Annotated in this window: 10 protein-coding genes and 1 pseudogene; 3 read left to right on the top strand and 8 right to left on the bottom strand. The window is 45.2% G+C overall.

What is annotated here, in order from left to right; genetic code table 11:
• Nucleotides 1–404: 404 nt before the first annotated feature.
• From CJ305_RS16615 to CJ305_RS16580, 8 genes and pseudogenes are all read right to left on the bottom strand, one after another.
• A pseudogene (locus CJ305_RS16615) lies at nt 405–647 on the bottom strand (type II toxin-antitoxin system ParD family antitoxin).
• Between the two features lie 650 nt (nt 648–1,297).
• On the bottom strand, nt 1,298–1,918 hold the full coding sequence (locus CJ305_RS16610; protein ID WP_099647426.1) for a hypothetical protein: 621 nt from the start codon (nt 1,916–1,918) through the stop codon (nt 1,298–1,300).
• Between the two features lie 140 nt (nt 1,919–2,058).
• Nucleotides 2,059–2,442, bottom strand: coding sequence for a DUF6980 family protein (locus CJ305_RS16605; protein ID WP_099647425.1), 384 nt, complete (start codon nt 2,440–2,442; stop codon nt 2,059–2,061).
• 224 nt (nt 2,443–2,666) lie between these two features.
• Nucleotides 2,667–4,085: a purine-cytosine permease family protein gene (locus CJ305_RS16600; protein WP_099647424.1), complete on the bottom strand. Its 1,419-nt coding sequence runs from the start codon at nt 4,083–4,085 to the stop codon at nt 2,667–2,669.
• Nucleotides 4,086–4,088: 3 nt separating this feature from the next.
• A complete protein-coding gene (locus CJ305_RS16595; RefSeq protein ID WP_099647423.1) occupies nt 4,089–5,237 on the bottom strand; it encodes an alpha-hydroxy acid oxidase in 1,149 nt (382 codons plus the stop codon).
• 5 nt (nt 5,238–5,242) lie between these two features.
• Nucleotides 5,243–6,616 (bottom strand): FGGY-family carbohydrate kinase, encoded by a 1,374-nt coding sequence (locus tag CJ305_RS16590; protein WP_099647422.1) that lies wholly within the window; start codon nt 6,614–6,616, stop codon nt 5,243–5,245.
• A gap of 16 nt (nt 6,617–6,632) precedes the next feature.
• Nucleotides 6,633–7,913 (bottom strand): sugar isomerase, encoded by a 1,281-nt coding sequence (locus CJ305_RS16585; RefSeq protein ID WP_099647421.1) that lies wholly within the window; start codon nt 7,911–7,913, stop codon nt 6,633–6,635.
• A gap of 75 nt (nt 7,914–7,988) precedes the next feature.
• The gene (locus tag CJ305_RS16580; protein ID WP_099647420.1) at nt 7,989–10,085 is read right to left on the bottom strand and encodes a bifunctional aldolase/short-chain dehydrogenase; all 2,097 of its coding nucleotides are present in this window, start codon (nt 10,083–10,085) and stop codon (nt 7,989–7,991) included.
• A gap of 137 nt (nt 10,086–10,222) precedes the next feature.
• Between CJ305_RS16580 and CJ305_RS16575 the strand changes: the two genes are divergently transcribed.
• From CJ305_RS16575 to CJ305_RS16565, 3 genes are all read left to right on the top strand, one after another.
• Nucleotides 10,223–11,269: a GntR family transcriptional regulator gene (locus tag CJ305_RS16575; RefSeq protein WP_099647419.1), complete on the top strand. Its 1,047-nt coding sequence runs from the start codon at nt 10,223–10,225 to the stop codon at nt 11,267–11,269.
• Between the two features lie 74 nt (nt 11,270–11,343).
• On the top strand, nt 11,344–12,624 hold the full coding sequence (locus tag CJ305_RS16570) for a rhamnogalacturonan acetylesterase (RefSeq protein WP_099647418.1): 1,281 nt from the start codon (nt 11,344–11,346) through the stop codon (nt 12,622–12,624).
• A 6-nt stretch (nt 12,625–12,630) separates the two neighbouring features.
• Nucleotides 12,631–15,477, top strand: coding sequence for a glycoside hydrolase family 2 TIM barrel-domain containing protein (locus CJ305_RS16565; RefSeq protein WP_099647417.1), 2,847 nt, complete (start codon nt 12,631–12,633; stop codon nt 15,475–15,477).
• Nucleotides 15,478–15,516: the final 39 nt, after the last annotated feature.

Genomic DNA, 15,516 nt, shown 5'->3' with positions numbered 1-15,516 from the left:
AACTCCCCTGCGGGTCAAACAGCAGAAAATTTTACGAAGCACTCATTTCAAATTTTACGAGATCTTTTCTATATGCCGATTTTAGCGTTCTTGAAACAGACTTTATTTTTTTAAATGCTTCGGGTTTGACAAGTTTCGATTCTATAATACGTTCTGATCATTTTTAAGCTCGCCTTTTTTAAATTGGTCAGACTTGTCTGCACCGGCAGGTTGAATATTCCTTTATTATTGGAGATGCTCAACGGATTTTCCACTATTAAAATTAGCGGGGATAAATGCTATTTCAGCAATGATTAGGTCGTAATAATGGTCTGCCTGTTCTTTGGACCGTGTATGAAGTGTGTAAATCCAAATTCTGTCTCAATCTTCAATCGCCGCAGCACTTATTCGGTACTTATTTTTACTCATAGGTACTTGCAATGCAATTCCTTAAGATTTTCCTTGGGGTCAAAATCTTCTACAAAGCCACTTTGTTCTCCGATCTCGAGTGCTTTGATGAGTTCCTGTTCCTTTCGTTCTTCCCGTTCTAAAAGTCTTAACGCAGAACGAATGACTTCACTTACAGAACCATATCTTCCTGATTTCACTTCTTATTTTACAAATTCTTCAAAGTAATCTCCGAGTGCTATTGAGGTGTTTTTTCCCATTATGATAAAAATATACCAAAAATTACCAAAATCGGGTAACTTAAACATGAGGCGTTTTTTTGATAATTGGATGAAAGCCTAATCGAGAAGTTTATTTTTTCGTAATCTCAAATCAATGCCTGAAAATCTATGAAAAAGGGGTCAGATTTTAAATAAGTCAAACCCCTGTTGTTTTTAGCTTACACAGTTAATGGGATAGTGCCTTTTTTTCATTGAAATTACTGCCAACCTCCCGGATGGCACAAGTTAGGTTAGTGTTCTTAGCAGTATATTTTTGACGGAAGTATTTAAGTCGTCAAATAAAAATACGGGTTCTTTAATTCCTAAAGTATTTTACGATAGCTGTAATAAAGAAAATAATTCCAACTATGCTTAGTGAATATTTGATTATAGAATTTTCTGTACCGTATCTGGATAGAATAAAAAATATGCCAGAGAGCAGATATAAATAAATTGGTTTTATCCTATTCAATGTTTGCATTCTTAGTTATTTAAAATAATCGGTTATAACCTATCATAACGGTTTGTGTATGGCTGTGGCGATTTAGAAGTACTTTTCTTTCCAACTAAACCAAAGCTGGCTACGGAATGAAAACCTTGCTCGTAGCGGTTTTTCCACTTAATGCTATACGCGACGTTATGAGATGTTTTTAATAATCATTTTTTAATTCTCCAAGTAGGTATAGTTCTCCTGAGTCAAAGCCAGCTCCAAAATGCATACTATCTCGTTTCTTACTCGTCTTAAAAAATCCAAGTTTTTTGTCCTGATAATTCATTAAACTGTCTTTAAAGTCTGTAAGAGCATCAAGAACAAGTAAGTTTAAAAGTCCATTGAAAACGAACACTTCATAATCACCCCCTAGATTATCGTTACTTTTTATCACGTTGTCTATTTTCTCAAATTCAGTTGGCAAGAGATACCGTCTATTCGGAAAATAGGCTGTGTCACAAGCCCAATCTTCACCCTGTTTAGGTGTCAATCTTGAACCTGCTAGGTAGACAGTCGTTTGTTCTTTACCATCATCTATCTCAGGAAACGCTAGAGTTGCCAGACCGAAATAAAGTGATTTAATATTCTTTGGTATTGGTTCTTTTGTAATTACATCGGCAAGCCATTTATCAAATTCCTTCTTGAGTTTATCTATGTCGATATCTACGAAAAGTAATTCGTTGTCTGTCAAGACTTTTTTGATTTGGCTATAACCGTCTTGAATGCTCGATTTATTGGCAATTTGCGCTTTAAGTATGGTGTCGATTTGCTCCCAGTTCATTTTCTGTATTCAATGCGAAATAAAGCTTTTGTAATGATTTTAGCGTGGAATCGTTCGTAGGACTATTCCGCACAGAATCAAGCTTAATTTATATTTTACTTTTCGGTTATGTACTGTCAAAACGCTGAATTAAGACGTTGTTACCTGCTGGCTTTTTTGTCCGTTAAATTTTGTCCGCACCAAGGGCAAAAATTAATTTCGATTATAGAAGTTCCTCCGTCATGAATTGGAATTCCATGAGTCCCATCGTTCCATTTATTAATCACAACATCGACATCTCCATATTTTATATTTCCTTTTCTGTCTAAACTTTCAAATATTTTGTCCGCCATTTGTAGGCAACAAATTGATTCCGTGACAAATTTATTCTCCCGAAATTTTTTCTTTAAAGTCCATTCGTGAAATTCTTTATTCTCTTGAATTACGGCAATATATTTATTGTAATCAGGGTCATTCCATTTCACATTTCCGTTTAATTCAGAAGTGAATTTTTGGTGCAATATTTTAAATTCTTCGAATGTCATTTTCAGCTTGCAGATATCATAGTTATAACTGTTTTATAAGTATAAATATACTCTTTTACAGAGACTAAGCTTTACGGCATTCCTCATCTTCTAGGAATCTTGATTGTTGAACTGTAGATACCGGCACACCAACCAACAAAAAATGGTCGCTATCCCCTACAATAGCGACCATTGAGAAAGCGGTCTACACCGCCTTTTTCCACGAGGTGAAAAGTCGTAAGGTCTTAAGCGACCGGTTTGGTTTGATAAAACCGGCTAAAAATCAAAAACAACACTCCGCAACTGATCCAGGCGGGGAGGGTTAAAAACGACAGGAACACGTCGTACTCCAGTGAAATAAAATAGAAGACCCCAAAGCTTAATGCCCAGGCTGCAAATACCGCCCAGTTGAATTTGATTCCGGTTTTTTCGGCATAAAAACTTCGAATTCCGGCTTGTTTGCCAAAGAAGTATTCAAAGACAATGATGGCGCCTACCGGGGCCAAAATAAAACCGTAGAGGGCGACAAAACCTAAGAGTTTCATTGCAAAGGCCGGGAACAATCCGGCGATGGTGGCTACGGTTCCGGCGATGATGGTTACCCAAAAGGTAGAGAGTTTCGGGATGATGGCCTGAAAGGCAAGTCCGGCGCGGTAAATCGTGGGATTTGCAGTCGTCCAGCCTGCGAGGATCACGGCGATAATGCCAAAGATGCCAATCGCGTTGTAGGCCAGGGGACCGGGAGCTACTGAGGGCGCTTCCCCAGCGGCCAGCATCGCCTGCGCTTCGGGAGATTTCAGGTACACAGCATAGAGCAAAGCGGCGGCAATCCACGCGATGTAATGACCTATGTAAATTCCGGCACTGGTCGTCCAACCGGCGCTGGCTTTTTTCGCAAAGCGAAATACCGACAGATCAGACATCCCAATATGCATGGCTGCATTGGCAAACCATGACCAGAGCACCACATGCCAAAAGGTGTATTTAATCTGTCCCGGGAAGGGTTCGCCACCTTCTCCCCAAATATTCCAGAAATCACTAAAGCTGTTTACATCGAGCTGAATCAGCGCTACCACGCCGCAGGCGATAAAAGCCAAAACGATCACGGGCGACATCCAGTTGGCCGCTTTGGCCACAGTATTATAGCCCTTCGCAGCGATGAGCGAAATCACGGCACCCAGGGCCAGCACAATAATTACCCAGGTAAGGCTGTTGGGCGTCGTGTCTGTGAGTTTGGGCATTTCCATATCAAAGGGAATCCCCACTGCCGTGGCCGATACGGTAATCATCGCTCCTGCAAGAAAGCAAAACAGGACTCCGTTTGCCAGGTTGTAAGCGGTCACCAGACGGGTGCCGCATATTTTCTCTAAATGAAAATAGAGCGTGTATCTGAATTTGGTCCCGATCTCAGCCGTTAGAAACCTCCAGCTGAGTACCGCCATCAGGTTACCCAGTAACAATCCTACAATCAGGTCAAAAGCGCTAACCCCGGTGGTTAAAAAGAGGGGGCCAATGACAAACTCTGTTCCTGCGGCGTGCTCACCGGCATACATTCCTAAAAAGGCTTTCCAGCTTTGCAGTCTCGACTGGGGTACGCGCTCGCGTTCAAATTCGCCGCCGGCAAGGGCTTCAATGGCTTCTTCTTCCTGATTGTATTGTGACATCGGTTAGGTTATTAAGTGTTTGGGCAGGTCTTCGACCCGCTCACAAACCAGTTGATCCATGACTTGTTTAAATTGGGTTTTGAGCATGCCTATGGTATGATCGCCGCCCTTGTTTCCCAAAGCGCCACAGCCGTACATAAACGAGCGGCCCATAAAGGTAAATTTGGCTCCGCAGGCCATCGCGCGGGCAATATCGGGGCCTGAGCGCAGGCCGCTGTCCATCATCACTTCGATCTGATCGCCATAGGCAGCAGCGATTTCTTTAAGCGAATTGATGGTAGATTGTGCTGCATCAAGCTGGCGCCCGCCGTGATTAGAGACGATAATGCCGTCAAAGCCCATACGTATCGCATCCTGCGTATCCTGAAGGGACTGCACGCCTTTAAGCACCAGTTTGCCTTTCCAGCGGTCGCGGATGGATTTAATTTTTTCTTCGTTGAGTTTGCCCGAAAAAGTGCGGTCCATAAACGCGCCCAGTTGTTTGAGGTTTAAACCTTCAGGCGTGTAGGGTTTTAGATTTTCAAAAGTGGGCTGCCCGTATTTAAGCGTATTAAAAGCCCAGGTAGGTTTCCCGAGGATTTGCATGATGTTGCGTACCGACATTTTGGGCGGAAGCGCCAATCCGTTTTTAAAATCCCGTGGGCGAAAGCCAAAAGTAGGCACATCACACAATAGTACCAGAACCGGGCAACCGGCGGCTTCAGCACGGTCAATAATATCGTTGCGTACCGCATCTTCCACGGGGTTGTAGAGCTGAAACCAGGCGTTTCCTTCGGTGAGTTCGCTGGCTTTTTCAATATCCATAGTCGTTACCGTACTCAGGATAAACGGAATGTTGTGTTTGTGGGCTGCTTTGGCCAAAATCGCAGGCGAATTGGGCCACATCAGACCCTGAAGGCCTACCGGCGCAATCCCGAAAGGCGCGTCAAACTCCATTCCCAATACTTTGGTTTTGGTAGAACTTTCGCCATAATTGTTGAGGTAACGCGGTTGTAATTGTACATCGCGAATTTCGGAGGTGTTGCGTTTGATGCTTACATCTTCATTACAACCGCCGTCGAGGTATTCAAACGCAAAAGCGGGTACGCGGCTTTTTGCCTTTGTTCTTAAATCGTCTACAGAAGGATACGCAGTGTCAAAAGAATTTGCCATAATGTTCATTTTGCGATGAAGGGAATGTGCTTCTTCATCGAATAGTTTTTCTTGAGAAATTTTGAATTCAGTTGCGTATCTGAAATGCAAATTGCGGCGCCCAAAGCAGATCCCAGTGAAGAGTCTGTGGTGCGCAATTCCATCGTTCTAAAATGATGCGAGAGCAGTTGTATGTATACCTCGTTGTCGCTAAAGCCTCCGTCTACAAAAAGCTTTTCGATAGGCATCGTGCCTTTTGCACTTTTGATGCTCGCGACCTGAAGCAACACCAGCTCCATCATCAGGTGATGATACGCGTGTTCAAAAGTAGTGTATCTTAATGTAGTTTTGTGTGGCATATTGGGAACATCAAGGCTTTCCCAGTGAAAAAGGGGCTCAAAGTCTTTGTGAATCTCGTAATGAATCTCGGGATCAAAAGCGACCTGTTTGTGATAATCGGCATCTACGCCATAGTGTTTGGCGAGTTTTTTAACCTGAATGCTGTATTCATTGCCCAGAAACAAACGTGCCGATTTTACGGGTTTGCCGTTGATGCTCATATAATTGATGCAATCGTCTGCTACATCCTGTGCAGTGAGCAGGCTATCGGTAAACGGGTTGAGCGAAATGCTCCAGGTACCGGTTGAGATCAGGATAAAGGGTTTGCTCAGGCTGCGCACATAGGGCAGCAGGGCGGCACTGCTGTCGTGAATGCCCACACCAATCTTGATGCGCTTGCCGTTGTAATTCATATTGATGCTGGTTTCGGTAGAAACGATAGGCGGCAGCAGCTGATCGAGTTTTTCGGCATACACCCAGTCGTGATAGTCTTTTTTTTCAAAGTCCCAAAGGGCGGTATGGCAGCCTATGCTGGTGTATTCGCTAAGCGGAATCCCCGTAAACACATAGCTGAGGTATTGCGGCAGGTGCAGGCTGTAGCGTATTTTGGCAAATACTTCGGGTTTGGTGTGTTTCAGCCAATACAATTGCATGCCGGCATTGAGCATTCCGGCACTTGAGGAACCGGTTTTTTGATGAAAGGTTTCTTCCGGGCCGTATTTTTTGTAAAACGAATCAATAATTTCCTGCGGAATGCTTTTGGTATAGTTGTACATCGGGAAAATCACCTCGCGGTTTTCGTCCAGATGTACGAGGCTGGCGCCGTAAGACGAAAAGTTGATCGCCCTGATGTCGTAGTTTTCGGTCTTGAGAATACGGTCAAAAACGCTTTTGAGCCAGTTTCGCAAAGCGGAAAGGTCCTCGGTGGAATGCCCGTCTTCGTCTTCGATCTCCTCAAACTGGATATACTCGCGGTACACTTCCTGAAAGTCTTCATCAAAGAGGAAGAACTTCTTATTGGTTTTACCAATATCGAATATGGCCGTTACCGTTTTCTTCATCAGGTGTATTTGCAGATTAAAGTCCGGTTGCTACGGTTTTGTTGCCGCGTTCGTTGATGAGGTTTTTGCGAACCTCGAGTGCGCGATAGGCTTCAATAGGATTGAGCGCACCCCCATGGCGCAAGCGGGCCTCGCGAATGAGCGGGCGTACATCGGTACGGTAGGCGTTCTGCAAAAGTTCCTGGCATGTGGTCACATCATGGGCTTCCTGAGCAGCGCGCAGGGCGTTTTGGTCGATGAGTAAAGCTTTCGCATAGGCTTCCTGAATGGCCTCCAGCGATTGTATTAAATCTTCCAGCGGATCTTTCACGTTGTGACTGGCATCGATCATCCAGCCCAGTTCGGGGTTTTGCGGATTGTTCTGCATCCCGTAAACGAGTTCGTTAAAAATGAGGAACAACGCATAAGGTTTAATACTGCCTACGGTAAGGTCGTCGTCACCGTACTTGCTGTCGTTAAAGTGAAAACCGCCCAGTTTGCCCTTCAGCATCAGGATAGAAACGATTTGCTCAATATTGGTGTTGGGCAGGTGATGGCCCAGATCTACCAGCGTATACGCGCGTTCGCCACAGCCGTTTGCCAGCATCAGCGAAGTACCCCAATCCTGAATGACGGTGCTGTAAAAATTGGGTTCGTAAGGTTTGTACTCGATATACAGTTTCCAGTCGGCAGGCATATCCTCGTAGATCGAAATCAGGCTGTTTTGCGTATGGGTAAGTGCAGTCTGAAAGTTGTTTTGCCCCGGAAAAGACGAACCGTCTGCCAGCCAGACCGTCAGGGCTTTAGAGCCCAGTTGGTTGCCTATTTCGACCACTTCTTTGTTGTGAGCGATAGCCTGCTCGCGTACTGCGGCGCTGGTATTGCTCAACGAACCGTATTTGTACGATTCTTTCTGGTTTTTCTGATCCTGAAAGGTGTTGCTGTTTACGGCATCAAACTTTATGCTGTGCAATGCAGCCAGCTCTTTAATGGCGTTGTAGTCGTTAGGCACATCCCACGGTATGTGCAGGGATACCGCGCCTGCGGTTTGTGTAAGGCTGTGAATAAGACCGATGTCTTCTATTTTTTGCTCTAAAGAGGCAGGTTCGCCGCTAAACGAAAACCTTCCAAATCGAGTACCTCCGGCACCTAAGGCCCAGCTGGGGATAGCCACCTGAAATTCGGCGAGTTTAGCCACCAGCGTATTGACGTCTGTATCTGAATGCGATAACGATTGAGCTAAAAAATCAAAATGTGTCTGGTGATTTTTGAGATTGGTTTTATTGAGATCTGCGAGTTGCTGTTTGTTGATATTCATGAGGAGAAAGTCATTGATTGAACCGCCGTTGGCCCCAAAAAGAGCTTCCGGCGGTTTAAACTAGTACATTGAATGTTAACGCACAAATGCGTTTGCCATACCACCGTCTACATTTATGGTATTTCCGGTGCTTTTAAGCAGGATACCCACGCAGGCAAAAACGCCGTCTGCGATATCGTCCGGAAGGATGATTTCGTTAAGGAGGTTGCGTTTGGCATAGTGAGCAGGCAGGTCTTTGACTTCAATGCCATAGGCTTTGGCACGACCTTCGGCCCAAGCGCCTTCCCAGATTTTACTGCCTACGATTACCCCATCAGGATTTACGGTGTTTACGCGTATTTTTTCTTCACCCAGTTCAGCGGCTAATAGGCGTGTCATATGTTGCTGCGCAGCTTTGGCAGTGCCATAACCCACGTTGTTAGGTCCTGAAACCAATCCGTTTTTACTGGCGATATTCACAATATCACCGCCCAGGCCTTGCTTGCGCATCACGGCAACCCCTTCCTGAGCCATTAAAAACTGACCTTTTACGAGTACGTTTTGAAGCAAATCCCAGTCTTTTTGAGTGGTTTCCTCTAAAGGTTTAGAGATTGCGAGTCCGGCTGAATGAATGACGATATCTACCCCGCCAAACTCCAGACAGGCTTTTTTATAAGCTTCTTTAATGGCTTCCTCCCTGGTTACATCACACACCGCACCGGTAACCTGATCTTTTTTGTACGTAGCGACGGCTTCGTCTAAAGCTTCCTCGCTCATATCGGTAAGTACCACGTTAGCCCCTTCGGCAACCAGCTTATCGGCGATGGCTTTACCAATACCTCCGGCAGCACCGGTAACGATGGCTACCTTTCGCGAAAGCGGTTGTTCCTTCGGCATACGCTGAAGTTTCGCTTCTTCAAGCAACCAGTATTCAATATCAAAAGCTTCCTGACGCGGTAAGGAGGTATAGCTGGTAATGGCTTCGGCACCGCGCATCACGTTGATCGCGTTGATGTAGAATTCGCTGGCTACCCGGGTTGTTTGTTTATTTTTCGCGAAGCTAAACATACCCACACCCGGATAAATGATGATTACGGGATTGGGATCGCGCATCGCGGGGCTGTTGTCATGTTTACAGCTTTCGTAGTAGGCTTTGTATTCTTCGCGGTATTTTTCAAAGGCAGGATTGAGCTGGTCTAAAACCGCCTGAGTGTCATCGAGATCAGCGTCTTTATCAAGTTCTAATACCAAAGGTTGAATTTTGGTACGCAAGAAGTGATCGGGGCAGGAGGTACCCATAGGTGCCAGACGCTGCAGATCGTTGCTGTTTATAAACTGAAGTACGGTATCACTATCTGTAAAATGGCCTATCATTCGGCTTTCTGAAGAAGCGAGGCCGCGCAGGAGTGGCATCAGTTTGGCAGCCTGATCCTTGCGTTTTTCTGCCGGAAGGCTTTCTATTTTTTGTCCGCCAAAAATGCTTCCGTTTTCTTTTACCTTTTTCTCGATATAGGCTGAAGCCGTCTCGATTACTTCAAGGCTGTTGATGTAGCATTCATAGGAGGTGTCGCCCCAGGTAAAAAGGCCATGGCTTCCCAAAACGATACCGCGTATACCCGGATTTTCGTTCAGGCATTTTTCAAGCTGAAGACCCAGATCAAAACCGGGACGTTGCCAGGGCACCCAGCCCATGGTATCTCCCCAGATTTCTTTGGTAACCCGCTGGCTGTCTTCTGCGGCAGCAATTGCGATCAGCGCATCGGGGTGCAGGTGATCTATATGTTTAAAGGGCAATAAACCGTGAAGGGGCGTATCTATAGACGGGGCTTTAGAGTCCAGATCGTAGATGCAATGGTTGAAAAGGCCCACCATTCGATCTTCATCTTCCAGGCCGCCGTAAACGTTCTTTAAATTTCTCAGTCGTTCGGTATATAAACCGGCTATCCCTGAACGGGTAAGGGTACCAATATCGCCGCCGGAGCCTTTAACCCACATAACTTCTACCTCTTCATTGGTGAGCGGGTCTTTTTCCATGGTTTTACAACTGGTGTTACCACCACCGTAATTGGTAATGCGTAAATCTGCCCCTAAAATATTAGAGCGGTATAAAAAGAGCGCAACCTGGTCGTCGCCTAATTCTGCGGCTTTTTGCTCATTCCAAAGGTAGTTTACGTGAGTAAAGGTTTTTTCCATTTTTTAAGTATAGATTAAAGCGTCGGATTTCAAAACTAGGTGCTTCATGGATTTTAGGCATCCTGTGCTGTACTGTATGATTAATCTTTAGAGAAGCCTTTCTTTTTATACATTTACCGAAGTTAAAAAATCTTACTATGGCTCAGGGCTTTACCATTAACATAAATGAAGATTCGAGAATACCCAAGTACAAGCAGATTGTTGACTCTATGATTAATGACATCGCGGGCGGCCGGTTAAAGGTGGGAGAAAAGATCCCGTCTATTAACGAACTGAGCGAAGCCGCATACCTCAGTCGGGATACGGTAGAAAAAGCTTATAAGATACTCAAGGAACGCAAGGTGATCATTTCGGTAAAAGGCAAGGGGTATTATACGGCCAAGACCGATCTGATTTCTAAAATCAATGTGTTTTTCCTCATAAACAAACCCAGTTCATACAAGATGATGATCTACAATCATTTTGTCAACGCGATGGGAGTTAACGCGCACGTAAACCTCTTTATTTACCATTGCGAAGAATCGCTGTTTATCAATGCGATTGAGAAAAATATAGGAGCCTACAATTACTACGTGATTATGCCCCATTTTAAAGACGGTGACCTCAATCACGTAAGTTTTACACCACAGGTTTTAAAGGCGATCGAAATGATTCCCAAAGATCAGCTTCTGATGGTAGACAATGCCAAGCCTGAAATCAAAGGGAATTATGGAGCCATTTATCAGGATTTTAAGGAAGATATTTTTCAGGCCCTGGAAGAAGGTATTGAAAAGCTCAAGAAATACGACCGGTTGATTTTGGTTTATCCTTCAAAAAGTATACATCCGTATCCCATGCGCATTGTTCACGGCTTTAGATTTTTTTGCCAGAAATACGATTTTGATTTTGAGATTCTTGATGAGATTTACGAGGATATGGAGTTTGAACGCAAAGATGTGTACATCACCATCGAAGAGATGGATCTGGTGAACCTGATGCGTCAGATCCGTGCGCGTAATCTCACGTTGGGTACCGATATTGGGGTCATTTCGTATAACGAAACTCCCTTAAAAGAGTTGCTGGGCATCACGGTGATTAGTACCGATTTTAAGGCGATGGGCGAAACCGCCGCTTATATGATTCTGAAAAACAAAAAAGAGCGGGTAAAAAACGTGTTTAAGTACATAGAGCGTAACTCGGTTTAAAAATCAGAACAGTACAGGATGGTATTGCGGAGATCGCTTTGTATTTTTCCGTTCATCAATAGCATTTTGAATTCATGAAAACATTCATTCTCGGGTTTCTTTTCAGTTTTGCTGCGCTTCAGGCTCAGAATACAATCGATTACCGTTTTGTTTTTGGTACTGAAACGGATGCTGAAAAGGCTACCGGGGTTACTACTGCACTTCCCTATCAGCCGGATACCGGCTATGGTTTTGACTTCGGAACCGCTTATCGCGTAACTCAGCATAGCGCGGGTTTTTCGGCAACTGCACCGGTCTATTTTTCGGTTGATGTACCTGAGGGGATTTACACGGTGAGTCTTGTACTCTCCGGAAAGAATACCGAAATGACGCTTAAGGCCGAATCTAAGCGACTCTTTGCAGCCCGTGAACCGATAAACACAGATGATACAATTACTAAGACTTTTACCGTTGCCGTTTTCTACCCAGAAATTACGGAAGACTATAAAGTTGGGCTTAAAGATCGGGAGCAGGGCACGCTAGACTGGGATCACAAGCTTACGCTAGAATTCCTGGGAAACAGTGTTATACACGAGATCCATATTGAGCCTTCACCCAAAACCCGTACGTTATTTTTAGCAGGCGATTCTACGGTTACCAATCAGGATGTGGAGCCCTGGGCTTCCTGGGGACAGTTTATTTCGGCTTATTTAACCGATGAGATCGTCGTTTCCAATCAGGCTTCGTCAGGGGCTTCGCTGGCCTCATTTAACGGAAGCCGTTTCGATAAAATTTTAAGTCAGCTTAAACCCGATGATTTTGTCATCATCGAGTTTGGGCATAATGATGAAAAAATCAAAGGCGAAGGCAACGGTGCCTGGGGATTGTATACCAATCTCTTAACCGATTTTATACGCCGCATCCGCGAAAAGCAGGGCATTCCCATCCTGATCACGCCCACCCAGCGCAGGGCTTTTGAAGGTGCCAAACTGAAAGAAACCCACGGCGATTTTCCCGATGCGATGCGGAAGGTTGCGCAACAGGAAGAGGTTGCGCTCATCGATTTAACCCGTATGAGTACTGCGATGTATGAAGCCTGGGGACCCGAAGCATCCCGGAAAGCTTTTGTGCAATATCCCGCCAATTACTTTCCCGCGCAGCGCGAAGCTCTGGAAGACAATACGCATTTCAGCAATTTTGGGGCTAACGAACTCGCTCTGGCGGTAATTCACGCCCTTCGCCAAAGCGATCATCCCTTAAAAAACTACATTCGAAGCAATGCACCGGAATATAAACCCGGTCAACCTAATGACGCCGGCTCGTACCGCATTCCGCTGAGCAGTCGTTTTGAACTGCAAAAACCCGATGGTAATTAACTAGTTATGAAGCAATTTCTCTCAGCACTTTCCATATTACTTTTAAGCTTAAGCACAGTCTTTGCCCAGCAAGCCGAAAAAATCTGGCTTTCGGGAACCGATTTTGAACATTCCAAAACCTGGGATTTTAAAGTTTCAGGAGGAGCCAACAGCGGGAGCTGGAGCACGATTGAAGTCCCGTCTCAATGGGAATTGCAGGGTTTCGGTGAGTATACTTACGGTCGCTGGTACAAAGAACTGGAACAGGATGAGCCCAGCAAAGAAGAAGGTTTTTATAAGCTGAAGTTTGATGTTCCCGCTTCTGTGAAAGGAAAAAGAATATCCATTCATTTTGGCGGCGTAATGACTGACACCGAAGTGAAAGTCAATGGTAAGGTCGTAGGGCCGAAGCATCACGGTGGGTTTTACCAGTTTGACTACGACATAACCCCTTATGTAAAGCCGGGAGCTGAAAATCTGCTGGAGGTTCACGTGTGGAAGCATTCCGAAAATGGAAGTGTGAATAACGCAGAGCGGAAGGCAGACTGGTGGCTTTTTGGCGGGATTTACCGTCCCGTCTGGCTTGAGATTAAACCCAAAACCCACATAGATCACGTCGCTGTCGATCCCCAAATGAACGGGAGCCTGAATGCCGTTTTAAAATTATCAAATCCTTCTAAAAATTTCATTGTACGGGCAAGTATCAAACCGCTTTCAGGAGAGACTGAAAACTTTGAACCCCAAAGCCGCGAGCTGAGCGGGAAACCGGAAGAAACACTCGAGTTTAACTGGGAAGGTGTTAAAACCTGGGATCCCGAAAACCCCAATCTGTATGTCCTTACCCTGCAGCTGCAGGAAAACGGAAAAACCATTCACGAAGTAACCGAACGCATCGGTTTTCGCACGCTTGAGTTTAGAAAACGCGACGGCATTTACGTGAACGGTACCAAAATCAAAATGAAAGGCATCAACCGCCACAGCTTTTGGCCGAAAAGCGGTCGCAGTACCAGCAAGCGCATCAGCATTATGGATGTAAACCTGATTAAGGACATGAATATGAATGCCGTGCGGTTTCACTATCCGCCGGATGATCACTTTCTGGAAGTGGCCGATTCGCTGGGACTTTTTGTGCTTGACGAACTCGCGGGCTGGCAAAATCCGTATGACACCGAAACCGGAAAAAAACTGATCAGGGAAATGGTGCAGCGCGATGTGAATCATCCCTCGATCATCATTTGGGATCAGGGCAATGAAGGTGGTTGGAACTACGAACTGGATGGGGAATTCAATAAACACGATCCACAAAACCGCATTGTGATTCATCCCTGGGCTGATTTTGACGGTTGGGATACGCATCATTATCCCACGTTTCTAACTGGAGTACACCGTTTTGGTAACGGGGAGAACGTATTTTTTCCTACGGAATTTATGCACGGTACTTACGATAACGGCATTGGTGCGGGGCTTAAGGATTTTTGGCAGCATTACAGCGAGAGTCCGCTGTTTGCAGGTGGATTTATGTGGGTATTTAGCGATGAAGCTGTTTTGCGTACCGACTGGACCGGGGAGGAAAAGTTCGATTCTAAAGGCAATCTGGCGGCAGATGGCGTTTTGGGGCCGCATCGGGAAAAGGAAGGTAGTTTTTTTGCGGTAAAGGAAATCTGGTCACCGGTGCAGTTTAAGCCCAAAGCGATCACCGAAACCTTTGACGGTAGCTTTTTGGTCACTAACGATTATTTATTTAGCAATCTGAATACGGTCACGATGAACTATCGGGTAATCCAGGCCGATGCTAAAGCTTTATATCAACCGGGAACAAAAACACGGGTGGTTGATTCGGGAAGCATTGAAGTTGCTGATGCAGAACCCGGGGAAACACGAAAGTTACAGATGCCGGTATCGCCCGACTTTTTCTACGGCGACTGGCTGGAGATAACAGCTACAGACCAGCATGGACGCGAACTCTACACCTGGACCTGGCCCATACATAAAGCCGATTATTTTGCTGAAAAGCTTATGTATAAAGGGGAAGGCAACAGGGCTGCAACCGGCATCCGCGAGGGTAACATGGTTACATTACGTGCCGGTGAACTAATCCTGAAGCTGGATGCTCAAACCGGCTACATTACCGAAATTAAAGACGGAGATCGTTTGGTTCCTTTTATTAATGGGCCACAGCCTATAGGTATGAAAGCCGAAGTTAAAGACGTGTCTCTGAGTCAGGAGGGTCAACATGCCGTATGCCGGGTAGATTATAACGGCGGCATCGATCACCTTACCTGGACCATGTATCCCGATGGCCGGGTGCATATGGAATTGATCGCGCTTAAAAATGCAGGTAGAAACAGCGGTTTTGATGGCGCGTTTTACGAGGGTGATATCGATCAGTTTGGGATCAGCTTTGATTTTCCTGAAGAAGGAGTTGAGGGCATTACGCTTTTTGGCCGCGGACCCTATCATACCTGGCGCAACCGTTTGCAGGGAATCGAAACCGGAATCTGGGAAAAGGAATACAACACCACGATCACCGGAGAAAGTTTTGAAAACCTGATTTACCCTGAGTTTAAAGGCTATTATGCCAATTTTCTGGCGGGCAATTTACAGGCCGGCGACAACAGTTTTAAAGTATTTAGCGAAAGCGACAAACTGTTTTTACGCTTATTTACGCCTGATGAAGCCAAAAATGGTTTTCGAGGCAGTCATTTTCAGCCGCGATTTCCAAAAGGAAACCTTTCATTTATGTATGAAATTTCTGGAATGCGGGCTTTTAAACCTTTGGAACAACAAGGCCCCAGCAGTCAGCCTTCTAACATTCGCATCAAAAGCGGCGATGACGGCATTTCGATGAAGCTTTGGTTTGATTTTAGGAAGTAGATGTTAGACGAAAGATTTTAGATGCAAGACAATAGAATA

It is taken from the genome of Leeuwenhoekiella nanhaiensis, assembly GCF_002744755.1.
Lineage (GTDB): Bacteria > Bacteroidota > Bacteroidia > Flavobacteriales > Flavobacteriaceae > Leeuwenhoekiella > Leeuwenhoekiella nanhaiensis.
This window is presented reverse-complemented; position numbering and strand designations above follow the sequence as displayed.